This is a genomic window from Arthrobacter sp. MYb221 (assembly GCF_002979835.1).
In the GTDB taxonomy this organism is placed as follows: domain Bacteria; phylum Actinomycetota; class Actinomycetes; order Actinomycetales; family Micrococcaceae; genus Glutamicibacter.
The window spans coordinates 15,452-40,961 of the sequence record NZ_PCPW01000019.1; the positions used below are offsets into that span (position 1 = coordinate 15,452).

A 25,510-nucleotide genomic window follows, 5' to 3' on the forward strand; every position below is an offset into this window, starting at 1 on the left:
AGTCTAGTGACTTTTCCAAGGGATTTGCCACGAGTCGTCGGGAATCTCACGAAAGTGGCGCTTAACACTGCCCATTTAGCTTGTTTCCCGTACCGCTGATCGTGCGTGCGTGGCTATTGTGCGCGAAGCGGGTTCATTGGATAGAATGAATCGCACTATGGAATCTCATTCTCCTAGCCGGACCGCCGCCCGCGGGCGCAGTGCCGGCCACCTTTGCCATCGTCCGGACGGCTCCGCCTCCCAATTGGAGCCTTCTAGTTGCCGCTTACGGCAACATAGACGCAATCTAACCCATTCACCCCGGGGGCGTGGTTAGCCGCCCATGGAATGGATCTACATACTTTTCGGCCTGCTGCTGATTCTGGGCACCGGCTTCTTCGTGGCCGTGGAATTCTCCCTCGTTGCCCTCGACAAGAGCACCGTTCAACAGGCCATCGATCGCGGCGAACGCGGTTCCAAGGCGCTGTTGCAGTGCCTGACCTCGCTGTCCACCCAGCTTTCCAGCTGCCAGCTGGGCATCACCCTGACCACCTTGCTCACCGGCTATGTGCTCGAACCGGCGATGAGCAAGCTCCTGGCTCCGGTGCTCGAGAACATCGGCGTGGTGGGAGCCAGCTCCAAGGCCATCTCGGTGGTCATCTCCATGGTGATCGCCACGCTGCTCTCGATGCTGATCGGTGAACTGGTGCCCAAGAACCTGGCCATCGCGAAGGCCATGGCCGTGGGCAAGGCGCTGGCCCGCCCGCAGCTGATCTTCACCGCCATCTTCAAGCCCGCCATCGTGCTGCTCAACGGCTTCTCGAACTCGGTGCTGCGCAAATTCTTCGGGCTGGAGGCCAAGGAAGAAATTTCGGCCGCCCGCAGCGCCCAGGAGCTCGCCTCGCTGGTGCGCCGTTCGGCGGAACTCGGCACGCTGGACATCCAAACCGCGCGCTTCGTGGAATCGACCATCGAATTCTCCGAACGCACCGCGGCCGATGTGATGACCCCGCGCACCTCGATGTCCACCATCGAGTCCGAGGCGGCACTATCCGAACTGATCCTGATGAGCGCGGACACCGGGTTCTCCCGGTTCCCGGTCACCGAGGGATCGAGCGATGACATCCAGGGCATCTGCCATGTCAAGGCCGTGGTCTCGGTGCCGCGCGAACGCCGCGCGGCGCTGCAGGTCGGCGAATTTGCGCGCGATGCGCTCTACGTGCCGGAAACCATCCACCTAGACGTGCTGCTCGAGCAGCTGCGCGCCGCGGAATTCCAGGTGGCCATCGTGATGGACGAGTACGGCGGAACCGCCGGGCTGGTCACCCTGGAAGACCTGGTCGAAGAGATCGTCGGAGAGGTCTCCGATGAGCACGACGAGGACGAGGAAGAGGCGGTCACCCAGCCGGACGGCAAGTGGCTGTTCCCCGGCATGTACCGCCCGGACCAGGTCAACGAACACTTCGCGAGCGATATCATCGCCGACGATTCGGCCTACGACACCATCGGCGGGTTCATGCTTTCCGAGCTGGGGCGTTTGGCCGAACTGAACGATGCGGTGCAAACCGAGGCGGGAATTTTCACGGTCACCGAGCTCGATGGCCGCCGGATCGCCCAGGTGCGCTTCGAACCTGCCACGCACACCAAGGAGGAGTCCAATGAGTGATTTCATCGGGCTGGCCTGGCTGGTCGTGCTGCTGGCGGTCAATGCATTTTTCGTCGCCGGCGAATTTGCGGTGATGTCCGCGCGCCGCTCGCAGATCGAGCCGCTGGCCGACGAGGGAAACAAGCGGGCGAAGATCGCGCTGTATGCGATGGAGCACGTCTCCATCATGCTCGCGGTCTGCCAGCTGGGCATCACCGTCTGCTCGCTGCTGATCCTGAACATCTCCGAACCGGCGCTGCACCACCTGCTGGAGGTGCCGATGACGGCGTTGGGCATGCCGGAGCAGATCGCGGACACCGCCGCCTTCCTCATCGCGCTGGTGCTGGTGACCTTCCTGCACGTGACCTTCGGCGAAATGGTGCCGAAGAACATCTCGGTCTCCGTCGCCGACAAGGCGGTGCTGGTGCTGGCCATGCCGCTGGTGGGCGTGGCCAAGGTGCTCAAGCCGATCATCTCGATGCTCAACGGCGCGGCGAACCTGTTCCTGAAGCTCTTCGGCGTCGAGCCGCAGGACGAGGTGACCAGTTCCTACACCGCAGCGGAGGTCCGCTCGATCATCGACACCTCCTCCCAGGAGGGCACGCTGCGCAACGAGCATGCGCTGCGGCTGACCAAGGCGCTGGAATTCTCCACCGTCACGGCCGCCTCCTGCATGGTTCGGGTCGATGACCTGTTCACCCTGGAGTGGGGGCAGACCACCGCGCGCGAATTCGAGAAGAAGGTCGGCAAGACCGGCTACTCGCGCATGCTGATCACCCGCGACGAGGTGCCGGTGGGCTACTGGCATGTCAAGGACGTGATGCTGATCGACGACGCGCACTCCACCGCGCCGCTGCGCGACCTGCCGCTGCACCCGCTGGGCGTGGTCAAGCAGGACGCGGAAATCGAGGAGGCGCTGGAGAGCATGCGCCAGGAGGGCAACCACCTCTCGGCCGTGGTCGACGAGGCGGGGCACACCATCGGCGTGCTGTTCCTGGAGGACATCATCGAGGTGCTGGTCGGCGAGATCAGCGACTCGACGCAGAAGCGCCACGCTCCACCGAGCAAGGCGAACGGCAATTAGTCTCACAGCCAAACGCGTAATGCGAACCAGTCGCAACTGGTAGGATTGACTGCGGCACCGCTTCAGCGGTGCCGCAGTCTTCTTTAAGCGCGAAAGCCGGTTCATGAGCACATCCCCGATTGTCACCTTCGACGCCGCACGCCTGGCCTTCGGGTCCCGGGTGCTGTGGGAGGGGCTGGACTTGCAAGTGCAGCCCGGGGAGTTCTTGGCGGTGCTCGGGCCCAACGGCTCGGGCAAAACCAGCTTTATCAACACCATGCTCGGCACCACGGCCCTGAACGCCGGTACCGTGTCCATCGCCGGGGACCCGGTGCGCCGCGGCTCGGAGCTGGTGGGCCTGATCCCGCAGCAGCGCCCCTTCGGCGACAACGTGCCCCTGCGCGCCCGCGACCTGGTGGCCCTGGGCGTGGACGGCAACCGCCCCGGCATCCGGCTGGCCCGCCGAAAGGTTCACGCGAAGGTGGACGAACTGCTCGAATTGGTCGGCGCGCAGGACTACGCGCACCGCCCGGTCTCCGATCTTTCCGGCGGCGAACAGCAGCGGCTGCGCGCCGCGCAAGCGCTCGCGGGGGATCCGCGGGTGCTGCTCTGCGACGAGCCGCTGCTCTCCCTGGACCTGCACCACCAGCAGGCGATCAGCGAGGTGATCCACCGCCAGGCCGTGCAGCACGGGGCCGCGGTCATCTTCGTCACCCACGAGATCAACCCGATCCTGCCCTATGTGGACCGGGTGCTCTACCTGGCCGAGGGCAAATTCCACCTGGGCAGCGTCGACGAGGTGATGCGCTCCGAGGTGCTGAGCGCGCTCTACGGCGCCCCGGTGCAGGTATTGCGCGTCAACGGGCGGATCGTGGTGCTCAGCGGCGACGGGAACCGGCAGCTGCCGCCGGACGGGCATGAGCACCCCGAAGACCACGCACTAGAGACCGGAAGGTAGGCGCGCGATGAATTTCGCAGACTTCCTGGAGCGCACGCTGAATTTTGATGACTACGCGCAGCTGCTGCCGCTGGTGACCAACTCGCTGATCGCCGGGGCGGCGCTGGGCATCGTCGGCGGGCTGATCGGCATCTTCATCATGATGCGCGATATGGCCTTCGCGGTGCACGGCATCGCCGAGCTCTCCTTCGCCGGGGCGGCCTTTGCGCTGCTCATCGGCGTGGATGTGGTCACCGGCTCGGTGTTCGGCTCGCTGGTCGCGGCGCTGGTGCTCGGCGTGCTGGGCACCCGGGCCAAGGACCGCAACTCCATCACCGGGGTGCTGATGCCCTTCGGCCTGGGGCTCGGGATCCTGTTCCTCTCGCTCTACGAGGGGCGCAGCGCCAATAAGTTCGGCCTGCTCACCGGGCAGATCGTCGCGGTGGACGATGTGCAGCTTTCCGGCATGCTGGCCCTTTGCGCGGTGGTGGTGCTCGCGCTGCTCGTCGTCTGGCGGCCGCTGACCTTCGCCTCGGTGGACCCGGTGCTGGCCAACGCCCGCGGGGTGCGCACCGGCGGGCTGTCGATAATCTTCATGGTGATCCTCGCCCTGGCGGTGGCCGTCGCCATCCAGGTGGTCGGCGCGCTGCTGGTGCTGGCGCTGCTGATCACCCCGGCCGCCGCGGCCCTGCGGATCAGCTCCAACCCCGGGCTCACGGTGTTCCTGGCGATTCTCTTCGCCGAAATTTCGGTGCTCGGCGGGATCCTGCTGGCGCTGGCCGGCTCGCTGCCGATCAGCCCGTATGTGACCACCATATCCTTCGTGATCTACCTGGTCTGCCGGGGGATCGAGGCGCTGCGCTCCCCGCGCAAGCACCTGGTCTAGCCGAGCGGCCCACCGGCCCGCTCGGCGCAGCGCGAAGGCCGCCCACCGTAAATGGGGGCGGCCTTCGCCTTTGGGGTTCGATGGAGCCGTTCAGCTGGCCTTGCGGCGGCACTCTTCGCAGAGCCCGTAGATTTCCACGGTGTGCTCCGGGTCGGTGAAGCCGTTCTCCTGCGCGACGCGCGCGGCCCAGCGCTCCACCGCCGGGGCGAGCACCTCCACGGTCTTCGAGCACACCCGGCAGACCAGGTGGTGGTGGTGCACCTCGGTGAGGCACTGGCGGAAGCGCGCCTCGCCGTCGCCGCTGCGCAGCACGTCCACCAGCCCGTCGTCGGCCATGGACTGCAAGAGCCGGTAGACGGTGGCCAGCGAGACCTTCTTCTGCGTATCCACCAGCCAGCGGTGCAGTTCCTGGGCGGTCGCAAAATCATCGACCTCGCCCAAGGCCTCGGCCACCGCGAGCCGCTGCTTGGTCACGCGGGTTTCTGGCTGCACCATCGACTTGCACCATTCCTTCTGAAAAGCTGTTTCGGGCGAAACGTGTTCGGCCCCGTTCCACCCAATTTTAGCCAACTTTTCGGCCGAGTGCGTGTCAGTGGCTGGCCGAGGGCGCGCCGTCGGCCTAGGCTGAAGCTATGCGCATCACATTACGCGGGCATTCCTGCTTGGAAGCCACCACCATCGACGGTTCGCTGCTGCTGGATCCGGGCAGCTTTTCGCAGCTGGACGGGGCCTTCGCCGGCATCAGCGCCGTGCTGCTCACCCACCAGCACCCCGACCATGCGGACCAGCGCCAGATCCTCGCCGCGGTGCAGGACAGCTCGCTGCTGCGCGTGTATGCCCCCGATGCGCTGGCCCGGATCCTGCGCGAGCAGCTGCCGGCGCCCAAGCGGGCGCAGATCATCACCGTGGCGCCGGGGGAGGACTTCGTGGTCGGCGGCATCCGGGTGCGCACCTTCGGCGGAACCCACGCCACCATCCACGGTTCGATCGAGCTGGTGGCCAACGTCGGCTACCTGCTGGGCGACGAACAGCTCTTCCACCCGGGAGACAGCTACCAGGTGCCGATCGGCATCCGCCCGCAGGTACTGCTGCTGCCGCTGATGGCCCCGTGGGCGAGGATCGGGCAGACCATGGACTTCGCCACCGCGCTGAACGCGCCGGTCTGGGTGCCGATCCACGACGGGCTGCTCAACGAACGCGGGCTGAACCTCTTCGACACCATGCTCGGCGCGCGCGCCGAAGCCAATGGCAGCCTGCTGCGCCGGCTGGAGGCGGGCACCACCTACCTGCTCGACGAGCTGGCCGAAGGCAGCGGGCAGAATTCCGGAACACCGGCGGGAGAGAGAAAATGAACACGCTGATCAGCGCCGCGGAACTCGCCGCCAAGCTAGCCGATGAAAGCCTGGTGCTGCTCGATGTGCGCTGGGTGCTCGGCCGCGACGACGGGCAGGAGCACTACGCCGCCGGGCATATCCCCGGCGCGGTGTTCGTCGAGATGGAAACCGAGCTATCGGGGGCGACCGGAGCGCATACCGGACGCCACCCGCTGCCCGAACCGGCCGACTTCGAGGCCGCCGCGCGCCGCTGGGGGATCGGAGCGGATTCCTTCGTTGTCGCCTACGATGATTCCGGCGCGCTGGCCGCCGCCCGCGCCTGGTGGCTGCTGCGCCACGCCGGCTTTGAGAACGTGGCCGTGCTCGACGGGGGACTGGATGCGTGGAAGGAACGCGGCGGCCACCTGGCCACCGGGATCGAAACCAGGGAGCCGTCGGAGGTGGCGCTGAGCTGGGGCGGGATGCCGGTGCTCGAATACCAGGAGCTGGCCAGCTACTCCGGCACGCTCATCGACTCGCGCGCCACCGCCCGCTACCTGGGCATCCAGGAGCCGATCGACCCGGTAGCCGGGCATATCCCCGGGGCGCGCAACCGGCCGACCACCGACAACCTCGACGCGCAGGCCAAATTCTTTTCCGCCGAGCGGCTCGCGGCGGCCTTCGCCAAAATCGCGCCGGAAAACCTTCCGCTGGCGGCCTATTGCGGCTCCGGGATCACCGCCACCCACCAGGTGCTCGCCGCCGAGCACGCGGGCCGCACGGCCGCCCTCTACCCGGGCAGCTGGTCGCAATACTGCTCCTACCCGCAGTCTCCGATCGCCACGAGCGATGAACAACACCGACACTAACCGAGCCGAGAAAGGCCGCCATGAGCACGCTCTTCACCAAAATTATCGACGGCGAGATCCCCGGACGCTTCATCTGGTCCGATGAGAGCTGCGTCGCGTTCCTGTCCATCGGACCGCTGACCGACGGGCACACCCTGGTGGTCCCGCGCGCGGAGATCGACGAATTCACCGACGCCGACGAGGCGCTGCTCAGCCACCTGAACCTGGTGGCCGCGAAGATCGGCCGCGCGCAGAAACGCGCCTTCAACGCGCAGCGCGCCGGGCTGATGATCGCCGGTTTTGAGGTCCCGCACCTGCACGTGCATGTATGGCCGACGAACTCGCTGGCCGATTTCGACCTGTCCAACGCGATGCTGAACCCGGAGGCGGCACGCATGGACGCGAGCGCGGACAAGCTGCGCGCTGCCCTGCGCGAAGACGGGCACAGCGAATTTGTGCCCGCCGATTGAGCCTGCGCGGTTCATCCGCTACCAGTCGCTGGCGCCCAATCAACGCGGGGTGCACCCCGGCATTTTCGCGCTGGTCAACAAGCTGGGCGCGCAGGGGGAACTGAGCCCGGCCGAGCACGCGCGCTGGCGGGCCGGAAACGACTGGTACAACGCGGCCTACCCGAATCCGAGCCTCAGCGACCCGCAGGTCTACGACCGGGCGCTCAACCCGGGCGCGGCCGCCTGGTTCAAGCACGGCGCCGTGCACCTGCTGGCGCGCGTGGAGCCCTACCTGCTGCTGCTCGATGCGCACCAGATCCGTTGGGAACGGCTGGAAACTGCCGATCCGGGCCGCATCGTCTACGAGGACCCGGTGCAGGTGATCGCCGCCGGCGGGCCCCGCGGCTAGAGCGCCGCGAGCCCGTCCTTGATGGCCTTGCGGATGCGCTTCTCGCTGACCGAATAGGCGGTGCCCAGCTCCTGGGCGAACAGCGAGATGCGCATCTCCTCGAGCATCCACTTCACCTCGCGCAGCCCGGCCGGGGTGCGCGCGCCCTCCGGCACCCGCCCCAGCGCGCCGTCGTAGTCGTCCTCCAGCTTCTGGATCACCGTCAGCGACTGCCCGTCGCGGGTGACCGCCCCGGAATTGAGCTTCACCAACCGCGATTCGATGCCCGCCAGGTAGCGCGGCAGGCGCATCAGGTGCGCGGCCCCGGTGGCGGCGATGAACCCGGGGTAGATCAGCTGCTCCAGCTGCGAGCGGATGTCGCTGACCGCGGCGTACATCGCCAGCGACTTGGTGGACTTCAGCGCATTCGCCACCCGGGTCGCGGCGCCGAACACCTGGGAGATCACCGAGGTGATCGAGAAGACCGTGTCGATCTGCTCGGCGCGCACGGTTTCGAAGAGCTTCTCGTAGCCCGCCTCATCCATCGGTAGCGCCTCGGGCACCAGCTTGTCCACCGCGGCCATGGTGCAGTCGGCGATCAGCTCGTCGATCGACCCGTGCGGGTTCTGGCTGAAGGCCAGGCGCTCGGCATTGCTCAGGTGCCCGATGACGAACTTCGCCGCCGGGGGCAGGCGCAGCATCAGCAGCCGGATGATCCCGGCCCGGTGCGCGGCATCGCGTTCGGCCGCGGTGCGGTAGACGCTCAGCGCCGCATCCTTGCCGGCGTCGTGCAGCCCCGGATAGGCGGTGATCTCCTGGCCCATCACCGTGGTGGTGACCTGGGCCGGCAGCGCGTTCCCGGCCGTGTGCAGCTTCGGCCAGCCGGTCAGCCCGCGCTGGTCCCACTGCCCGGAGCCGGGCGCCGACTTCGGAGCCTTGGCCGCCGGGGTGCCCTTGGATCCCTTCGCGCCCTTGGCCTGCGCCGGGGCCGCGGCGCGCACGGTGGCGGGGGAGTTGACCTGGCTGGACAGCGCGGCCCGGTTCGCCGCGGCCAGCTTGTACTGCAGGGCGGAGAGGTCATCGCCGTGCCCCAGCAGCTTTCCGGCGGCGTCCACCACCTCGAAGCCGAAGCGCAGATGCGCCGGCAGCGTCGAGAAGTCGAAGATCGCCGGGTCCACCACGATGCCGCGCAGCCGGCGCAGCACCAGTGCCAGGGAGTCGGCGAGGTCGTCGCTGCCCGGATCGAAGTCCGCGTCGAGCATGGCCAGCGCCTGGCCTGCCACATCCGGGGCGGGCACGAAGTTCTTGCGGATCGCCTTGGGCATGGAGCGGATCAGCGCGGTGAGCAGCTCGTGGCGCAGCCCCGGGATCAGCCAGGCGAAGCGCGCCGGATCGAGCTGGTTGAGGAACACCACCGGCACCTGCAGGCTCACCCCGTCCCCTTCGGCGTCGGCGGCGGCCGGGTTGTACTCGTAGCTCAGCGGCAGCGCGATGGCCCCGTGGCTCCAGCTGCGCGGGAACGCGGTCTCATCGAGTTGCTGTGCGTCGCCGGCGAGCACCGCGGACGGATCGAAGTCCAGCAGGCCCGGATCCTTGGCCGCCGCGCGCTTGAACCAGCGGTCGAAGTGCCGCTCGGAGACCACCTCTTCGCCCAGCCGGGCATCGTAGAAGTCGAACAGGTCCTCGTCGGAGATGCGCAGATCGTGGCGGCGCATCCGGGTTTCGAGCTCCTCCACCTCGGCGAGCACCGCCCGGTTGCGCGCGAAGAACTTGTGGTGGGTGCGCCAGTCGCCCTCCACCAGCGCATGCCGGATGAACAGTTCGCGGGCCAGCGGCTTATCCACCCGCCAGTAGTGCATGCGGCGCTTGAGCACGATCGGCAGCCCGAAGAGCGTGACCTTCTCGTAGCCCATCACCGAGCCCATTTTCTTGGACCAGTGCGGCTCGGAGTAGCTGCGCTTGAGCAGATTCGGGGCGAGCTCCTCCACCCAGGCGGGGTCGATGACCGCCGCGGTGCGCGCCCAGAGCCGGGAGGTCTCCACCAGCTCGGCGGCCATCACCCAGGTCGGGGACTTCTTGAACAGCGCGGAGCCGGGGAAAATCGAAAAGCGCCCGCCGCGCGCGCCCTGGTAGTCGCGTTTGCGCTCGTCATAGAGCCCGATATGCCCCAGCAGCCCGGACAGCAGCGACTTGTGGACCTGATCCTCGTTGGCCGCCGGGTCCACCGGGGCCGCGGCGACGGTGATGTCCAGCGACTTGGACAGTTGGCGCAGCTGGGTGAACAGGTCCTGCCATTCGCGCACCCGCAGGTAGTTGATGTGCTCGGCCTTGCACAGCCGGCGGAAGGCCGAGGAGGACAGCTCCTTCTGCTGCTCCTGCAGGTAGGCCCACAAGTTCAGCAGCCCGATGAAGTCGGACTTCTCGTCGGCGAAGCGCTTATGCAGTTCGGCGGCGCGTTCGCGCTGCCCGGTGTCCTCGCTGGGCCGCTCGCGCGGATCCTGGATGCTCAGCGCGGCGGCGAGCACCATCAGCTCCTTCGCCACCCCGCGCTCCGCGGACTCCAGGATCATCCGGCCCAGGCGCACGTCCAGCGGCAGTTGGGCCAGCTTGCGGCCGATCTGCGTGACCTGCGCGCGCTTGTCTTCGCCCAGTGCGCCCAGTTCGCGCAGCAGATTCACCCCGTCGGAGATCGCCCGCGCGTCCGGCGGCTGCACAAAGCCGAAGTCGGCCACGTCGGCGGCGGTGGCCACCACGCCCATGGAGATCATCTGCAGGATCACGCTGGCCAGCGAGGTGCGCAGGATCTCGGGGTCGGTGAATTCCGGGCGCGCGGCGTAGTCCTCTTCGGAGTACAGCCGGATCGCGATGCCCTCCGAGACGCGCCCGCAGCGGCCCGAACGCTGATTCGCGCTGGCCTGCGAGACCCGCTCGATGGGCAGGCGCTGGACCTTGGTGCGGTGCGAATAGCGCGAAATGCGCGCGGTGCCGGTGTCGATCACATATTTGATGCCCGGCACGGTCAGCGAGGTTTCGGCCACGTTGGTGGCCAGGATCAGCCGCGGCGCGGACCCCGGGTGGAAGACCCGGTGCTGTTCGGCCAGCGAGAGCCGGGCGAACAGCGGCAGCACCTCGTAGCGCGGCAGCCGCTTGTTGCCGGCCACCATCGCGCGCAAGGCATCGGCTGCGTCGCGGATCTCGCGCTCCCCGGAGAAGAAGATCAGGATGTCTCCCGGTTCCTCGGCGGACAGCTCGCGCACCGCGTCGGTCACCGCATCCAGCGGGTCGCGGTCGTCTTCCAGTGCGTTCGCATCCGCCTCGTCCGGCTCTTCGCCGCCGGCCTCCAGCGGCCGGTAGCGGATTTCCACGGGGAAGGTGCGCCCGGAGACCTCGAGGATCGGCGCGGGCACCAGCGCACCTGCAGCATCGAGGGTGCCGAAGTGCGCGGCGAAGCGTTCGGGGTCGATGGTCGCGGAGGTGATGATGATCTTCAGCTCCGGGCGCTGGACCATGATCTGCTTGAGGTAGCCGAGCAGGAAGTCGATGTTCAGGCTGCGCTCGTGCGCCTCGTCGATGATGATCGCCGAGTACTTCTTCAGCAGCCGGTCGCGCTGGATCTCGGCGAGCAGGATGCCGTCGGTCATCACCTTCAGCTTCGTCTGGCGCGAAACCTCCCCGGTGAAGCGCACATGGAAGCCCACCTCGTCGCCGATGCTCGTGCCCAGCTCCTCGGCGATGCGCTCGGCCACGGTGCGCGCGGCCAGCCGGCGCGGCTGGGTGTGCCCGATCATGCCGTGCTTGGCCAACCCGAGCTCGAGCAGCATCTTGGGCAGCTGGGTGGTCTTGCCGGACCCCGTTTCGCCGGCGATGATCACCACCTGGTTCTGGCGCACCGCATCGAGGATGTCGGCGCGGCGGGCAGAAACGGGAAGGGCTTCGGGATAAGAAATGGTGAGGGCCATGATGTGCCCATTCTATTCCGGCCAGGCGGCTGCCGGCAGACACCGCGACTCAGCGCGCCCGCGGGGGCGCAAAACCGGCCGCGCGCCGGCAAAAACCCTTGATCTGCGTCACAGTGCGGCGAAGTCAATTTTTAAATCCGTCCACCGAAATGCCGGCAGCCTCGCTGGCCCGAATACGGATTCGCGCCCGAGAGCACGCCAAATGCCCAGTTGTGTCCGGCATTGGCCGAATCAAGGGGCAAACGTCTTTGGCATCACCGGGTTCATCGGCGAAGTGAGGTCTTTCACATGTAAGATCGTGGGTAATCACCTGCACGTGGTTCGGGCAGTTCCCGGTTCGCTTGTCTTCGCCGATGAGCTGGCTACCGGGCCAACGCGCACGGGGACATCACTCGCACAGGGAACATGTTGAAAGGATCACCATGAAGCGATTCACAGCTTTGAAACTAGCCGCAGTGGCTGCCACCGGCGCCTTGGCGCTCACCGCCTGCGGTTCGGACACCGGCAGCGAGGGTTCCGGCGACGGCGGAGCCGCCGCCGAGGGCCCGGTCAAGATCGGCATTTTCCAGTATGTCTCGCACCCATCCCTTGACGCCGTCACCAAGGGCTTCAAGCAGGGCATGGAAGACGCCGGCTACACCGGCGACAAGATTTCCTACGACGACAACAACGCGCAGGGCGACCAGGCCACCAACGCCTCGATCGCCGGCAAGCTCGCGGCCGACAGCGACATCGACCTGGTGCTGGCGATCGCCACCCCGTCGGCGCAGGCCGCGGCCCAGTCGATCACCAGCATTCCGGTGCTCTTCTCCGCGGTCACCGATCCGGTGGACGCGAAGCTGGTGGCCTCCAACGAGGCTCCGGGCGCCAACGTCACCGGCACCTCGGACAAGAACCCGGTCAAGGAGCAGCTGGAACTGCTCAAGACGCTCTCCCCGGATGCGAAGAAGGTCGGCATCGTCTACTCCTCGGGCGAGGCGAACTCCGCCATCCAGGTCCAGTGGGCCGAGGAAGCCGCCGGCGAGCTCGGACTGACCATCGAGAAGTCCGCCATCTCCGCGCCTTCCGAGGTGCAGCAGGCGGCCAACTCGCTGGACGTCGACGCCTACTACGTGCCCACCGACAACGCGGTAGTCTCCGCGCTGGAAGGCCTGCTGCAGACCGCGCAGGGCAAGAAGGTCCCGGTGATCGCTGCCGATGGTGACTCCGTAAAGCGTGGCGCCACCGCCACCTACGGCATCAACTACGAGAAGCTCGGCGAGCAGACCGCGATGATGGCGGACAAGCTGCTCAAGGGCGAGGCGGAACCGGCCACCATGCCGGTGGAAACCCTCACCGAGGTGGAGCTGTACCTGAACGAAACCGCCGCGAAGAAGATCGGCATCGAGTTCTCCGCGGAACTGAAGTCCGAGGCGGTCGAAACCTACTAGGGTCAAAGCACCACCCACCTGCGAGGAAGGCGAGGCGAGCACGTAGACGCCTCGCCTTCCTCGTGACCAAGAACTTTCCCACAACTCAAGGATCCAATTATGATCACAGCGGTTGAACTCGGGCTCATCTACGCCCTGATGGCGCTCGGGGTATATCTGACGTTCCGCATCCTGGATTTCCCGGACCTCACCGTCGACGGCAGCTTCACCACCGGTGCCGCCGTCGCCTCGGTGGGCATCGTGAACGGGGTAAACCCCTGGCTTGCCACGCTGCTCGCCTTCTTCGCCGGCATGGTCGCCGGCGCGATCACCGGCCTGCTGCATACCAAGGGCAAGATCGACGGCCTGCTCGCCGGTATTCTGACGATGATCGCCCTCTATTCGATCAACCTGCGCATCATGGGCAAGGCGAATACGCCGCTGCTGGGCGAGGACACGCTGATCAGCCCGTTGCGCACGGCGGGAATTCTCGGCTCCGCGGGCTCGGTCCTGATCCTCTTCGCCGTTGCACTGCTCTTCGTGGCCGCGATCGTCTGGTTCCTGCACACCGAAATGGGCATGGCGATGCGCGCCACCGGGGACAACCACGAGATGATCCGCTCCTTCGGAGTGAGCACCGATAGCCAGAAGATCCTGGGCCTGGCCCTGTCCAACGGCTTTGTCGCCCTCTCCGGCGCGGCGATCGCCCAGTACCAGGGCTTCGCCGATGTGGGCATGGGCATCGGCGTGATCCTGATCGGGCTGGCCTCGGTGATCGTCGGCCAGGCCATCTTCACCCAGCGCTACATCTGGCTGGCCGCCCTGGCCGTCGTCTTCGGCGCGGTCATCTACCGGCTGGTCATCCAGTTCGCGCTGGTCGCCGGGCTGGAGGTCAACGACATGAAGCTGATCTCCGCGGTGCTCGTGGTGGTGGCGCTGCTGCTGCCGAAATGGAAGGGCTTCCAGAAGATCGTGAAAACCTTCAAACGCAAGGATTCGGACGCCGCGCCGATCCAGGAAGAGGTGCGCAGCAATGCTTGAAATTTCCAACCTCTCACGGACCTTCTTCCCTGGAACGGTCAACGAGCGCAAGGCGCTGCGCAATATCAACCTGAACCTCGGCCCCGGCGAATTCGTCACCGTCATCGGCTCCAATGGCGCGGGCAAGTCCACGGTGCTGAACATGGTCGCCGGCAAGCTCTTCCCGGATACCGGGACGGTCACCGTCGACGGCAAGAACGTCACCAAGATGGCGGACTACACCCGCGCCAGGTACATCGGCCGGGTCTTCCAGGATCCGATGGCCGGCACCGCGCCGACGATGACCATCGAGGAGAATATGGCCCTGGCGCACGCCCGCGGCCGCTTCCGCGGTCTGGGCATGGGGGTGGGCGCCAAGCGCCGGAAGCTGTTCGTCGAGGAGCTCAAGTCCCTGGAGCTGGGGCTGGAAAAACGCTTGAAGACGAAGGTCGGGCTGCTCTCGGGCGGCCAGCGCCAGGCGCTCAGCCTGCTGATGGCCACCTTCTCCAAGCCGAAGATCCTGCTGCTCGATGAGCACACCGCCGCGCTGGATCCGCAGCGCGCGGCCCTGGTCTCGCGGCTGACCAACGAGATCGTGCAGCGCCATGCGCTCACCACGCTGATGGTCACCCACAATATGGAACAGGCGCTGGCCCTGGGCACCAGGCTGATCATGATGCATGACGGGCAGATCATCCTGGACCTGGACCAGGAAGCGAAGTCGAAGATGACGGTCAAGGGCCTGCTGGGCGAATTCGAGAAGATCAAGGGCGCGCAGCTCGACGATCGCACGATGCTGCAGTAGCTTTTTCTTGGCTTTTGCCTCCGCTGGCCGCCGGTGTTCCCTGTAGTTCAGGGTTCGCCGGCGGCCAGCGGTGCTTTAACCGGACAACGCGGCGGCGCGGGGCGTACTAGGGTTGGAGCGGTTGATGTTTCCCGCTCGCGGCTTCCGCAGCCCCGGCGAGCACCGCATGAAAGGTCCAGGTGGATAGATGGCACGCAGGCAGATTCCGGTGATCGCGCTGACCGGATACTTGGGGGCCGGCAAAACCACCGTGCTCAACCACCTGCTGCGCACCCCGGGGGCGCGCATCGGGGTGGTGGTCAACGATTTCGGGGCCATCAACGTCGACGCCGGGCTGATCACCGGGCAGGTGGACGCCGCGCAGTCCATCGCCGGCGGCTGCGTGTGCTGCCTGGACGATTCCGGGGGACTGGATGAGGCCCTGGCCAGACTCGCCGCGCCGCGGCTGCGGCTGGACGTGATCATCATCGAAGCCAGCGGGGTGGCCGAACCGCTGTCCCTGGCCCGGCTGATCCGCTTCAGCCAGGCGAAGAACATCCGGCCCGCCGGGCTGATCGAGGTGGTGGATGCGGCGAACTACTTCGAGACGGTGGACACCCATGCCGATCCGCCGGCGCGTTTCGAGGCCGCCTCGCTGGTGGTGCTGAACAAGCTCGACCAGCTGGAGCAGGAAGCCCACCCCGGCGCGGGCCAAGCCGACGTCCTTGAGCGCATCACCGAGCGCATCGCCCTGCGCAATCCGCGCGTGCCGCTGGTGCACGCGGTGCGCGGGGCCATCGACCCGGAGCTGGTATTCGACGTGGCGCTGGCCGAAGATCCCGAGGACCAGCTGCCGCTCGGCGCGCTCATGCGGGCCGAGCACGGCTCGCACACCCACCAGCATGCCGCCTCGGTGAGCGTGACCGCCTCCGCTCCCATCGCCGCCGGCGCGCTGCTGGACCTGCTCGAGCGTTCGCCGTCCGGGGTCTACCGGCTGAAGGGGATCGTCCAGGTGGCCACGGCCCGCGGCGCGAAATCCTGGGCGGTGAATCTGGTCGGACGCCATATCCATGTGGCCGCGCATCCTTCAAGCGATGCTGCGGGGCTGGTGGCCATTGGCGTCGGGATCGATGAGCATCTGGTGCGCGGGGCGCTAGCGCAAACGCTGCGGCCGGCACAGGGTCCGGACGCGGAAGGGATGCGCCGGCTGCAGCGCCATGCCCGGCTGAGCGCCTGAGCGCCAGCCTGCCGAGGCGGGGCAGCGATCGAGCGAGCGCGGGGAAAAGAAAAAGGCCCCGCAACTGCGGAACCTTTTTGCTGGTGCCCCTGAAAGGAATCGAACCTTCGGCCTTCTGCTCCGGAGGCAGACGCTCTATCCACTGAGCTACAGAGGCATGTTGCTGGGCAACAGGAAAAATACTATCAGGTGAAAGCGCCATCTGCGCAATTGGCCCGGCGGCGCGCCAACGCGGGTGATGCCTGCAGCATCACAGGGGGCAAAGTCATCAATGCCGAAGATGCCTGCGAAAAACCGCTATTCTTGAACGGTGACTCCTGAAGAACTCTCCGCTGCCATATCCGCATGCCTGACGCAGGCCGTAGCCGCCGGCGAAATCGCCGTCGAGGTACCCGACACCGTGCGCGTCGAACGACCCAAAAGCCGTGAGCACGGCGACTGGGCGACCAACATCGCGCTGCAACTGGGCAAGAAGGCCGGCATGGCCCCGCGCGACTTCGCGCAGATGCTGGTGCGCCGGCTTTCCGAAGTCCCGGGCGTCGGCGCGGTGGAGATCGCCGGACCCGGCTTCCTGAACATCACCGTGGACGCGGCGGCCGCCGGCGAGCTGGCCCGCTCCATCGTCGAGGCCGGGGCGGGCTTCGGGCACAACCAGGCGCTGGCCGGGCACGTGGTCAACATGGAATTCGTCTCCGCCAACCCCACCGGCCCGCTGCATATCGGCCACACCCGCTGGGCGGCGCTGGGAGACGCGATCGCCCGCGTGCTGCGCGCCTCGGGCGCCGAGGTGACCAGCGAGTACTACATCAACGACGCCGGCAACCAGATGAACGTGTTCGCCCGCTCGGTGTACAACCGCATGCATGGCCTGCCGGTCCCCGAGGGTGGCTACCCGGGGGAGTACATCAAGGAACTGGCCGACATCGTGCAGGCCGCCGCCCCGGAACTTGCCGAGCAGGACGAGGCCACCGCGCTGCCCAAGCTGCGCGAACTGGCCTACACCGCGCAGCTGGCGGACATCAAGTCCACGCTGGCTGACTTCGGCGTGCACTTCGACGTGTTCTACTCCGAATCCACCCTGCATGAGGGCGGTGCGGTGGCGGACGCCGTCGCCCGGCTGCGCGAACAGGGCCACATCTTCGATCTGGAGGGCGCGGTCTGGCTGCGCACCACCGACTTCGGCGACGACAAGGACCGGGTGCTGATCCGCGCCAACGGGGAACCGACCTACTTCGCCGCCGACGCCGCCTACTACCTGTCCAAGAAGGACCGCGGCTTCAGCGAGAAGATCTACCTGCTCGGAGCCGACCACCACGGCTACGTCAACCGGCTGAAGGCCATCGCCGCCTGCGCCGGGGACGACAAGGACAAAAACATCGAGGTGCTGATCGGCCAGCTGATTTCCGTCAACGGGGCCAAGCTCTCCAAGCGCGCGGGCAATATCATCGAGCTGCGCGATTTGATCAACTGGATCGGCGCCGACGCGCTGCGCTACTCGCTGGCCCGCTACCCGGCCGATTCGCCGATCGCGCTGGATCCGGAGCAGCTGAAGAAGAACACCAACGACAACCCGGTGTTCTACGTGCAGTACGCCCACGCGCGCTCCTTCGGCGCCTCGGCGAACGCGGTCGCCAAGGGCGTCACCCGTGAGAGCTTCGACGCGGCGCTGCTCACCGACCCGAGCGAGAACGAACTGCTGGCCGTGCTCGGCCAATTCCCCTCGGTGGTCGCCGGGGCCGCGCAGTCGCGCGAGCCGCATCGCATCGCCCGCTACCTGGAGCAGGTCGCCGGGGCCTACCACTCCTGGTATGCGGCCACCCGCGTCACCCCGCTGGGCGACGAGCCGGTGCAGGAAGTGCACCACACCCGGTTGTGGCTGAACGACGCCACCACCCAGGTGCTGGCCAACGGACTCGGACTGCTGGGCGTTTCGGCCCCGGAGAGGATGTAATTCTTATGACCGCTTCACCACTGGCTCCGGCCTGGCTCAGTTTCCCCGCCGACCCCAACGCGCTGCGCGAGGTGCAGTGGGCCTCCGGAGTTTCCCGCGATGCCCACGGCGAGCTGGCCGTGCAGGGCGTGGCGGTCTCGGAACTGGCCAGGGAATTCGGCACCCCGCTGTTCGTGCTGGACGAAAACGACTTCCGCGCCCGCGCCCGCGGGTTCAAAACCGCATTCGATGCCGCCTTCGCGCAGCTGTGCGGCGCGGTGGACGTGTACTACGCCGGCAAGGCGTTCTTGTGCACCGAGGTGGCCCGCTGGGTCACCGCCGAGGGATTGCGCCTGGACACCTGCTCCGGCGGCGAGCTCGCGGTGGCCCAGGCCGCCGGCGTGCCCGGGGCGAAGCTGTCGCTGCACGGGAACAACAAGTCCGTGCCGGAGATCGCCCGCGCCCTGCGCATGGGCGTGGGACGCATCGTCATCGACTCGCTGGACGAGCTGGAACGCGTGATCTTGGTCGCAGCCGCGGAGGGGATCCCGGCGCAGGTGATGCTGCGCCTGACCCCCGGGGTGCACGCCTCCACCCATGAGGCCATCGCCACCGCGCACGAGGACCAGAAGTTCGGGCTGTCCATCCAGCCCGGGCCCACCGGCACCTCCCCGGCGCTGGCGGCCATCGCCCGCGCCCTGGAGGCCCCGGGCATCAACCTGCTCGGCCTGCACGCGCATATCGGCTCGCAGATCTTCGACGCCGAGGGCTTCGCCATCGTCGCGCGCACGATGCTCGGCATCCTCGCCGAGGTGCGCGAACGCCACGGGGTCACGCTGCCCGAACTGGATCTGGGCGGCGGCTACGGCATCGCCTACACCGAGGCCGACCACCCCTCCACCCCGGCGAAGCTCGCCGGGCAGATGGCCGAGGTGGTCGCCGCGACCTGCGCGCAGCTGGGCATCGACTGCCCGCGCCTGTCCATCGAACCGGGCCGCGCCATCGCCGGGCCCTCGACCTTCACCCTCTACGAGGTGGGCGTGCGCAAGGACGTGTTCGTCGAGGACGGGGCCGGGGGCACCGCGCCGCGGCGCTACGTGTCGGTGGACGGCGGGATGAGCGACAATGCCCGGCCGGTGCTCTACGACGCGGATTACAGCGCCGTGCTGGCCAACCGTGTGACGCAAAGCGACGCGATTATTTCTCGCGTAGTTGGGAAACACTGCGAGTCGGGTGACATAGTCGTGAATGACGTTTACCTGCCCGAGGACGTAGCCGCCGCCGATTTGCTGGCGGTTCCGGGCACCGGCGCCTATTGCTGGGCGCTGTCGAGCAACTACAACTACCTGACCCGTCCGGCGGTGGTTGCGGTGCGCGACGGCCAAGCCCGTCTGATCGTGCGCAGGGAAACCGAATCCGATTTGTTGGCCCGTGACATGGGAGTTTAAGTGAGCGGTGAAAAAAGCCTGAAGGTCGCCCTGCTGGGTTGCGGCACGGTAGGTGCCCAGGTGGCACGAATCCTGATCGAGGACAGCGGCGCCCTGGCGGCCCGCTCCGGCGCGAGTTTGGAACTGACGGGGATTGCCGTGCGCAACCTGGAGTCCAAGCGCGATGTGCAGCTCGACCAGCAATTGTTCACCACCGATGCCAATGCGCTGATCGACGGCGCCGACGTGGTGATCGAGCTGCTCGGCGGCATGGAGCCGGCCGGGGAGTACATTTCCCGGGCGCTGGCCCGCGGGGCCAGCGTGATCACCGGGAACAAGGCGCTCATCGCCGCCCGGGGCGCCGAATTGAACGCGCTGGCCGCCGCCTCCGGCGCCCAGCTGCGCTACGAGGCCGCGGTGGCCGGGGCGATTCCGATCCTGCGCCCGATCGCCGATTCGCTGGCCGGGGACCACATCACCAAGGTGATGGGCATCGTCAACGGCACCACCAACTTCATCCTCGACGCGATGGACACCACCGGCGCCGCCTTCGACGACGTGCTCGCCGAAGCCCAGGCGCTGGGTTATGCCGAGGCCGATCCGACCGCCGACGTGGGCGGGCACGATGCCGCCGCGAAGGCCGCGATCCTCGCCTCGCTGGCCTTCCACACCACCGTCTCCTCGGACCAGGTGCACACCGAGGGCATCACCGAGGTGACCGCCGCCGACGTATCCGCCGCCGCCGCGGCCGGCTACGTGATCAAGCTGCTGGCCATCGCCGAGAAGTCCGAGCAGGGCATTTCGGTGCGCGTCTACCCGGCGCTGGTCAACCGCAACCACCCGCTGGCCACCGTGCACGGTGCGTTCAACGCGGTGTTCGTCCAGGCGCAGAACGCCGGGGACCTGATGTTCTACGGCGCAGGGGCCGGCGGCAACGCGACCGCATCGGCCGTGATGGGCGACGTAGTCGCCGTCACCCGCCAGCTGGCCGCCGGGGCCCCGCTGCCCAATGGCTCCGCGGATGCCGCCGCGAGCCTGATGGACTTCTCCGCGATCACCACGCGCTACTGGATCGGCTTGACCGTCTCCGACGAGCCCGGAGTGCTCGCGCGCATCGCGGCGATCTTCGGCGAGCATGGGGTCTCCATCGAATCCATGAACCAGCAGGCGGCGCAGCCGGATGCGGCAGCCCAGCTGCGCATCCTCACCCACCAGGGCACCGAGGCCGCGCTCAGCTCCACCGTGGCGGCGCTCACCGCGCTGGACGCGGTGGATTCAGTCCTATCCGTAATGCGAGTTGAAGGAAACTAAGTGGCGCATCAGTGGCGTGGAGTCATCCGCGAATATGCCGACCGGCTGCCGGTCGATGAGAACACCCAGGTCATCACGCTCGGCGAAGGCGGGACCCCGCTGGTCTTCGCCCCGGCGCTGAGCGAATTGACCGGATCGAGCGTCTATCTCAAGGTCGAGGGCATGAACCCGACCGGCTCCTTCAAGGACCGCGGCATGACCATGGCGATGACCGCCGCGGTGGCCGCCAGCGCCAAGGCCGTGGTCTGCGCCTCCACCGGCAACACCTCCGCCTCCGCCGCGGCCTACGCCACGCAGGCCGGGCTGAAGTGCGCGGTGCTCGTACCGGAGGGCAAGATCTCCATGGGCAAGATGTCCCAGGCGATCGCGCACGGCGCGGACATCATCCAGATCGACGGCAACTTCGACAACTGCCTGGACGTGGCCCGCAAGCTCAGCGAGAACTACCCGGTGTTCCTGGTGAACTCCGTGAATCCGGCGCGCATCGAAGGCCAGAAGACCGGCGCGTTCGAGGTCGTCGACTTCCTCGGCGACGCCCCGGACTACCATGTGCTTCCCGTCGGGAACGCGGGCAATATCACCGCCTACTGGAAGGGCTACAAGGAGTACGCGGCCGAGTACACCACCCAGGCCGGCGGCAAGCTGCCGGCGGTCTCCACGAAGACCCCGATCATGTGGGGCTTCCAGGCCGCGGGCGCCGCGCCGATCGTGCTGGGCCACCCGGTCACCGAACCGGACACCATCGCCACCGCGATCCGCATCGGCAACCCGGCCAGCTGGGAGCAGGCCGAGGCCGCGCGCGATGAATCCGGGGGACAGATCGATTCGGTGACCGACGAGGAAATCCTCGCCGCGCACCGCTGGCTCTCCTCCCGCGAGGGCGTGTTCGTGGAACCTGGTTCCGCCGCCGGGGTTGCCGGGCTGATCAAGCACCACGGCGCCGGCAACGTGCCCAAGGGCAAGAAGATCGTCATCACCGTCACCGGCCACGGCCTGAAGGACCCGAACTGGGCCCTGCAGAACCCGGACGGCACCACGGTGGAACCGACCAAGGTCGGCTTCGACGTGGTCGAAGTTGCCACCGCCCTGGGCCTGGCCTAAAAAATGCAGCATCGGCCCGCCGCATCATCCCTCGATGCGGCGGGCCGAGCACTATCCGAGCCAAGAATGATACGCCGATGAACCCCGAACTTCTCGAAGGAACCATGACGCAGCAGATCGCCCTGGGCCAGCACCTCATCGTGGCCCCTCCGGCCACCAGTGCAAACCTCGGCCCGGGCTTCGACTCGCTGGGCCTGGCGCTGGAATACCGCGACCGCCTCGAAATCCGCACGGTAGAGCAGAGCTCCGTGACGCTGACCGGGCAGGGCGCGGACACGCTGCCCACAGACGAGTCGCACCTGATCATCGCGCAGATGCACGGCTACTGGAAGGAGCGCGGTTTCGCTCCGGTGGGCATCGAGCTGAAGGCGGAGAACAATATCGAGCATGCCCGCGGCATGGGGTCTTCCGCCGCGGCCATCGTTGCCGCCTTCGCCGCCGCCGACGCCTTGCTCCCGGAAGATGCGCGCGGCGGCATCGACGCCATCTTCCAGGCCGCCGCCGCCTGGGAGGGGCACCCGGATAACGTGGCCCCGGCCGTGTACGGGGGATTGAGCATTTCCACCACCGATGCGGCAGGTAGCTTCACCACGGTGGCCGTGCCGCTGCACCCGGCGGTGCGCGCGGTGCTCGCCGTGCCCTCGAACGGGCTCTCCACCGAGGCCGCCCGCGGGGTGCTGCCGGCGCAGATCGACCACGCGCAGGCCTCGGCGAACTCCGCCAGCGCCGCGCTGCTCATCCACGCGCTGAGCAATGACCCAAGCCAGCTGCTCGGCGGCACCCGGGACTACCTGCACCAGGACTACCGGGCGGTGGCCATGCCCGAAAGCGCCGCGCTGCTGCGCGCCTTGCGCGGGAATTCGCTGGCCGCGGTGGTCTCCGGGGCCGGTCCCACGATCTTGACCTTGGTCTCCGATGAGGCCCAGCTGCAGGCCGCCCGCGCCGTAATCGAGTCATTCGCCACAGGATCTTCGGTGTCGTGGAGCATTAAAGTGCCCGAACTGGCCAAGAACGGTGTTACAGTAGAAGTGCTGTAACACTCACGGCAGACCGGATTGCTGAGCGCATTGCGCAGTAGTGAATCCACTTGGCCAGTGTTGATCGGGCGAAATCGGTTTACCGAACTTTCGTTCGTCCAGCCGTTCCGGATCTTTTCTGCAGTTCGCAGCACCTCTGATATCCCACGTTTGTGCACTCCTCGTGCCGTCGAGATATCAACCTTTTAAGTCCAGCGTTTGCCTTACACAATCTTTTAGCGTGAGCGGCCTGGATGGCGTGACGACCATCGAATCTCGGTCGTGACGCCTATACATACGGCACAGTGGGTTGCTTGAACCAGCCCATCCTACGAGTCAGAAGGAACTTTCGTGACCGAAACCACAAGCCTCAACGAAGGCGTGGACACTAAGACTTCCGAAACCAAGAGCGCCGGCCTGGCCTCTTTGAAGATGACCCAGCTCCAGCAGCTGGCCTCCCAACTAGGCATTACCGGCGGATCGCGCATGCGCAAGGCCGATCTGGTGAAATCCATTGGCGATCATCAGCGCGGTGGCTCCGTAGCCTCCAAGGAAACCGGCAAGGAATCCGCCAAGGCAGCCAAGGAGCAGAGCGAAACCGCCGAAAAGGCTCCTGCGAAGAAGGCGGCAGCCAAGGCCCCGCGCGGTCGTCGCGCACCTAAGGCCGAGGCCGAAGCGCCAGCTCAGGGCGAGGCTTCGACCCAGGCGGCAGCTCCGACAGCTGCGGCAGAGCCGAAGACCGAGCAGGCCGAAAAGCCAGTGCGGGCACGTCGCACCTCGCGTCGCGTCACCGACTCGGGCAAGGTCAGCGCTCCGGCAGCCGAAGGCGGCGAAACTCCGCAGCCAGCGGCCGAGCAGGCTCCGGCCGCGAAGGCCGAGCAGACGCAGGCTCCGCGCCAGCGTCGTAACTCGCGTGCGAAGGCCGAACCGGTCGCCGCGGAGAACACCGAAGCCGCTGCGGAAGCCAAAGCAGATGCTGGCGCATCGGCCCCGGCCGCCGAGGGCGAAAACCAGCCGGAGGCCCGCGAAGAGCGGCGCGAACGCGGCAACCGCCGGGAACGCAATTCCAATCGTCGCGAGCGCAACGCCGACCGTGGCGAGCGCACCGAGCGCAGCGAGGTCGACACCGACCGCAACGATCGCGATGAGCGCGGCGAACGCGGCAACAACCGCAACGAGCGTGAAGAGCGCGGCAACAACCGCAACGAGCGCGAAGAGCGTGGCGAGCGCGCCAACGACCGCAATGACCGGCGTGAGCGCAGCAACGACCGCAATAGCGACCGCAACAACGAGCGCAACGACGAGCAGGGCGCAAACGACTCCGAAGACCGCAATGAGCGTTCCAACGATCGCAATGACCGCAATGCCGAGCGCAGCGAACGCAACCGCAACCGCCGCGAACGCAACCGCGGGGACCGGAACGACCGCAGCGATCGTAACGACCGCAATGATCGTAACGATCGCAACGACCGGAACAACCGCAACCGCCGCAACCGCCGTGATGACCTGGACGAGCCACAGCTGAGCGAAGACGATGTCTTGCTGCCGGTGGCTGGCATCCTGGACGTGCTGGAGAACTACGCGTTCGTCCGCACCTCCGGTTACCTGCCAGGCCAGAACGACATCTACGTCACCCTGGGCCAGGTCAAGAAGTACAACCTGCGCAAGGGCGATGCGATCGTCGGTGCGGTCCGCGCTCCACGCGATGGCGAAACCCCGAATCCGCGCCAGAAGTTCAACGCCCTGGTGCAGCTGACTTCGGTGAACGGCAAGAAGCCCGAAGACAACAAGGAGCGCGTCGAGTTCAACAAGCTCGTCCCGCTGTACCCAACCGAGCGCCTGCGCCTGGAAACCGATCCGAAGCTGGTCGGCCCACGTGTGATCGACCTGGTCGCCCCGATCGGCAAGGGCCAGCGTGGCCTGATCGTTTCGCCTCCGAAGGCCGGCAAGACCCTGATCCTGCAGGCTATCGCGAACGCGATCACCATCAACAACCCAGAAGTGCACCTGATGATGGTGCTCGTTGATGAGCGTCCCGAAGAAGTCACCGACATGCAGCGCACCGTGAAGGGCGAGGTCATCGCCTCCACCTTCGACCGTCCGGCAGATGACCACACCACCGTCGCCGAGCTCGCCATCGAGCGCGCCAAGCGCCTGGTGGAAATGGGCATGGACGTCGTGGTCTTGCTTGACTCGATGACCCGCCTGGGCCGTGCGTACAACCTGGCCGCTCCTGCTTCCGGACGTATCCTGTCCGGCGGTGTGGATTCGGCCGCGCTGTACCCGCCGAAGCGCTTCTTCGGTGCCGCCCGCAATATCGAGAACGGCGGCTCGCTGACCATTCTGGCCACCGCGCTGGTGGAGACCGGGTCCAAGATGGACGAGGTCATCTTCGAGGAGTTCAAGGGCACCGGCAACATGGAGCTGCGCCTTTCGCGCAAGCTCGCCGACAAGCGCATCTTCCCGGCGGTCGACGTCAACGAGTCCTCGACTCGCCGCGAAGAGCAGCTGATGAGCGCCGAAGAGGTGCGCATCATGTGGCGCCTGCGCCGGATGCTCTCGGGCATCGATCCGCAGCAGGCCCTCGAGGTGCTCACCGGCAAGATTCGCGAAACCGAATCGAACGCCGAATTCTTGATGCTGGTCAACAAGACCACTCCCAACAAGGATTAGCACCCCTGACCGCCATGGCGTCCAGGCAGTCGGCATTTCACGCCGACCGCCTGGACGCCATCGGCGCGTCACACGACATAGACTTTGACTACAGCGCGCGACGCACGATCCGTGGGCCGGGCAACGCATAACAGG

Annotated in this window: 20 protein-coding genes and 1 tRNA gene; 18 read left to right on the plus strand and 3 right to left on the minus strand. The window is 67.0% G+C overall.

What is annotated here, in order from left to right:
- Positions 1–322 precede the first annotated feature (322 nt).
- The 4 genes from CQ015_RS17265 to CQ015_RS17280 all read left to right on the plus strand — a co-directional run bounded on the left by CQ015_RS17265 (position 323) and on the right by CQ015_RS17280 (position 4,510).
- Positions 323–1,645, plus strand: coding sequence for a hemolysin family protein (locus tag CQ015_RS17265; protein ID WP_105554289.1), 1,323 nt, complete (start codon positions 323–325; stop codon positions 1,643–1,645).
- Complete coding sequence (locus tag CQ015_RS17270; protein WP_105554288.1) at positions 1,638–2,708, plus strand: hemolysin family protein; 1,071 nt, start codon at positions 1,638–1,640, stop codon at positions 2,706–2,708. Before CQ015_RS17265 ends, CQ015_RS17270 begins: the two co-directional genes overlap by 8 nt.
- A gap of 103 nt (positions 2,709–2,811) precedes the next feature.
- Entirely contained in the window at positions 2,812–3,645 is an 834-nt protein-coding gene (locus tag CQ015_RS17275) for a metal ABC transporter ATP-binding protein (protein WP_105554287.1), read from the plus strand.
- A gap of 7 nt (positions 3,646–3,652) precedes the next feature.
- Entirely contained in the window at positions 3,653–4,510 is an 858-nt protein-coding gene (locus CQ015_RS17280) for a metal ABC transporter permease (protein WP_105554286.1), read from the plus strand.
- Between the two features lie 90 nt (positions 4,511–4,600).
- On the opposite strand, the gene CQ015_RS17285 is transcribed toward CQ015_RS17280, so the two are convergent.
- Entirely contained in the window at positions 4,601–5,005 is a 405-nt protein-coding gene (locus CQ015_RS17285; protein ID WP_096283935.1) for a Fur family transcriptional regulator, read from the minus strand.
- Positions 5,006–5,142: 137 nt separating this feature from the next.
- Between CQ015_RS17285 and CQ015_RS17290 the strand changes: the two genes are divergently transcribed.
- From CQ015_RS17290 to CQ015_RS17305, 4 genes are read left to right on the plus strand one after another with little or no spacing between them, the layout of a single operon-like run.
- Positions 5,143–5,862 carry an MBL fold metallo-hydrolase gene (locus CQ015_RS17290; RefSeq protein WP_105650724.1) on the plus strand — a complete coding sequence of 240 codons (720 nt, stop codon included), beginning with the start codon at positions 5,143–5,145 and terminating at the stop codon, positions 5,860–5,862.
- A complete protein-coding gene (locus tag CQ015_RS17295) occupies positions 5,859–6,692 on the plus strand; it encodes a sulfurtransferase (protein ID WP_105650725.1) in 834 nt (277 codons plus the stop codon). The genes CQ015_RS17290 and CQ015_RS17295 overlap by 4 nt, the downstream gene beginning before the upstream one ends.
- A 20-nt stretch (positions 6,693–6,712) precedes the next feature.
- Positions 6,713–7,141: an HIT family protein gene (locus CQ015_RS17300; RefSeq protein ID WP_105650726.1), complete on the plus strand. Its 429-nt coding sequence runs from the start codon at positions 6,713–6,715 to the stop codon at positions 7,139–7,141.
- 49 nt (positions 7,142–7,190) lie between these two features.
- The gene (locus tag CQ015_RS17305; RefSeq protein WP_258141584.1) at positions 7,191–7,529 is read left to right on the plus strand and encodes a hypothetical protein; all 339 of its coding nucleotides are present in this window, start codon (positions 7,191–7,193) and stop codon (positions 7,527–7,529) included.
- Here CQ015_RS17305 and hrpA read toward each other — a convergent pair.
- The gene (hrpA, locus tag CQ015_RS17310; RefSeq protein WP_105650727.1) at positions 7,526–11,467 is read right to left on the minus strand and encodes an ATP-dependent RNA helicase HrpA; all 3,942 of its coding nucleotides are present in this window, start codon (positions 11,465–11,467) and stop codon (positions 7,526–7,528) included. The two genes, CQ015_RS17305 and hrpA, sit on opposite strands and share 4 nt — an antisense overlap.
- A 422-nt stretch (positions 11,468–11,889) precedes the next feature.
- Here hrpA and CQ015_RS17315 point away from each other — a divergent pair, with 422 nt between their 5' ends.
- The 4 genes from CQ015_RS17315 (at position 11,890) to CQ015_RS17330 (ending at position 15,917) form a co-directional block, all read left to right on the plus strand.
- On the plus strand, positions 11,890–12,897 hold the full coding sequence (locus CQ015_RS17315) for an ABC transporter substrate-binding protein (RefSeq protein ID WP_105554281.1): 1,008 nt from the start codon (positions 11,890–11,892) through the stop codon (positions 12,895–12,897).
- A 99-nt stretch (positions 12,898–12,996) separates the two neighbouring features.
- Complete coding sequence (locus CQ015_RS17320; RefSeq protein WP_105554280.1) at positions 12,997–13,917, plus strand: ABC transporter permease; 921 nt, start codon at positions 12,997–12,999, stop codon at positions 13,915–13,917.
- Entirely contained in the window at positions 13,910–14,701 is a 792-nt protein-coding gene (locus CQ015_RS17325) for an ABC transporter ATP-binding protein (protein WP_105554279.1), read from the plus strand. Before CQ015_RS17320 ends, CQ015_RS17325 begins: the two co-directional genes overlap by 8 nt.
- Positions 14,702–14,888: 187 nt before the next feature.
- On the plus strand, positions 14,889–15,917 hold the full coding sequence (locus CQ015_RS17330; protein ID WP_105650728.1) for a GTP-binding protein: 1,029 nt from the start codon (positions 14,889–14,891) through the stop codon (positions 15,915–15,917).
- Positions 15,918–15,998: 81 nt separating this feature from the next.
- Here the strand turns inward: CQ015_RS17330 and CQ015_RS17335 are convergent.
- Positions 15,999–16,074: transfer RNA gene (locus CQ015_RS17335), tRNA-Arg, on the minus strand.
- Between the two features lie 153 nt (positions 16,075–16,227).
- On the opposite strand from CQ015_RS17335, the gene argS reads away from it, so the two are divergent.
- The 6 genes from argS (at position 16,228) to rho (ending at position 25,375) form a co-directional block, all read left to right on the plus strand.
- Entirely contained in the window at positions 16,228–17,868 is a 1,641-nt protein-coding gene (argS, locus tag CQ015_RS17340) for an arginine--tRNA ligase (RefSeq protein WP_105554277.1), read from the plus strand.
- A 5-nt stretch (positions 17,869–17,873) separates the two neighbouring features.
- Entirely contained in the window at positions 17,874–19,295 is a 1,422-nt protein-coding gene (lysA, locus tag CQ015_RS17345; protein WP_105650729.1) for a diaminopimelate decarboxylase, read from the plus strand.
- Positions 19,296–20,585: a homoserine dehydrogenase gene (locus CQ015_RS17350; RefSeq protein ID WP_105554275.1), complete on the plus strand. Its 1,290-nt coding sequence runs from the start codon at positions 19,296–19,298 to the stop codon at positions 20,583–20,585.
- On the plus strand, positions 20,586–21,686 hold the full coding sequence (gene thrC / locus CQ015_RS17355) for a threonine synthase (protein ID WP_105650730.1): 1,101 nt from the start codon (positions 20,586–20,588) through the stop codon (positions 21,684–21,686). It abuts the gene before it with no gap.
- Between the two features lie 77 nt (positions 21,687–21,763).
- Positions 21,764–22,723: a homoserine kinase gene (thrB, locus tag CQ015_RS17360; RefSeq protein WP_258138806.1), complete on the plus strand. Its 960-nt coding sequence runs from the start codon at positions 21,764–21,766 to the stop codon at positions 22,721–22,723.
- A gap of 330 nt (positions 22,724–23,053) precedes the next feature.
- Complete coding sequence (gene rho, locus CQ015_RS17365; RefSeq protein WP_105650731.1) at positions 23,054–25,375, plus strand: transcription termination factor Rho; 2,322 nt, start codon at positions 23,054–23,056, stop codon at positions 25,373–25,375.
- Positions 25,376–25,510: the final 135 nt, after the last annotated feature.

Excerpts from the sequence above, each read along its gene's own strand:
- CQ015_RS17265 (WP_105554289.1), top strand. The coding sequence starts at position 323 with ATGGAATGGATCTACATACTTTTCGGCCTGCTGCTGATTCTGGGCACC.
- CQ015_RS17270 (WP_105554288.1), top strand. The coding sequence starts at position 1,638 with ATGAGTGATTTCATCGGGCTGGCCTGGCTGGTCGTGCTGCTGGCGGTC.
- CQ015_RS17275 (WP_105554287.1), top strand. The coding sequence starts at position 2,812 with ATGAGCACATCCCCGATTGTCACCTTCGACGCCGCACGCCTGGCCTTC.
- CQ015_RS17280 (WP_105554286.1), top strand. The coding sequence starts at position 3,653 with ATGAATTTCGCAGACTTCCTGGAGCGCACGCTGAATTTTGATGACTAC.
- CQ015_RS17285 (WP_096283935.1), bottom strand. The coding sequence starts at position 5,005 with ATGGTGCAGCCAGAAACCCGCGTGACCAAGCAGCGGCTCGCGGTGGCC.
- CQ015_RS17290 (WP_105650724.1), top strand. The coding sequence starts at position 5,143 with ATGCGCATCACATTACGCGGGCATTCCTGCTTGGAAGCCACCACCATC.
- CQ015_RS17295 (WP_105650725.1), top strand. The coding sequence starts at position 5,859 with ATGAACACGCTGATCAGCGCCGCGGAACTCGCCGCCAAGCTAGCCGAT.
- CQ015_RS17300 (WP_105650726.1), top strand. The coding sequence starts at position 6,713 with ATGAGCACGCTCTTCACCAAAATTATCGACGGCGAGATCCCCGGACGC.
- hrpA (WP_105650727.1), bottom strand. The coding sequence starts at position 11,467 with ATGGCCCTCACCATTTCTTATCCCGAAGCCCTTCCCGTTTCTGCCCGC.
- CQ015_RS17315 (WP_105554281.1), top strand. The coding sequence starts at position 11,890 with ATGAAGCGATTCACAGCTTTGAAACTAGCCGCAGTGGCTGCCACCGGC.
- CQ015_RS17320 (WP_105554280.1), top strand. The coding sequence starts at position 12,997 with ATGATCACAGCGGTTGAACTCGGGCTCATCTACGCCCTGATGGCGCTC.
- CQ015_RS17325 (WP_105554279.1), top strand. The coding sequence starts at position 13,910 with ATGCTTGAAATTTCCAACCTCTCACGGACCTTCTTCCCTGGAACGGTC.
- CQ015_RS17330 (WP_105650728.1), top strand. The coding sequence starts at position 14,889 with ATGGCACGCAGGCAGATTCCGGTGATCGCGCTGACCGGATACTTGGGG.
- lysA (WP_105650729.1), top strand. The coding sequence starts at position 17,874 with ATGACCGCTTCACCACTGGCTCCGGCCTGGCTCAGTTTCCCCGCCGAC.
- thrB (WP_258138806.1), top strand. The coding sequence starts at position 21,764 with ATGAACCCCGAACTTCTCGAAGGAACCATGACGCAGCAGATCGCCCTG.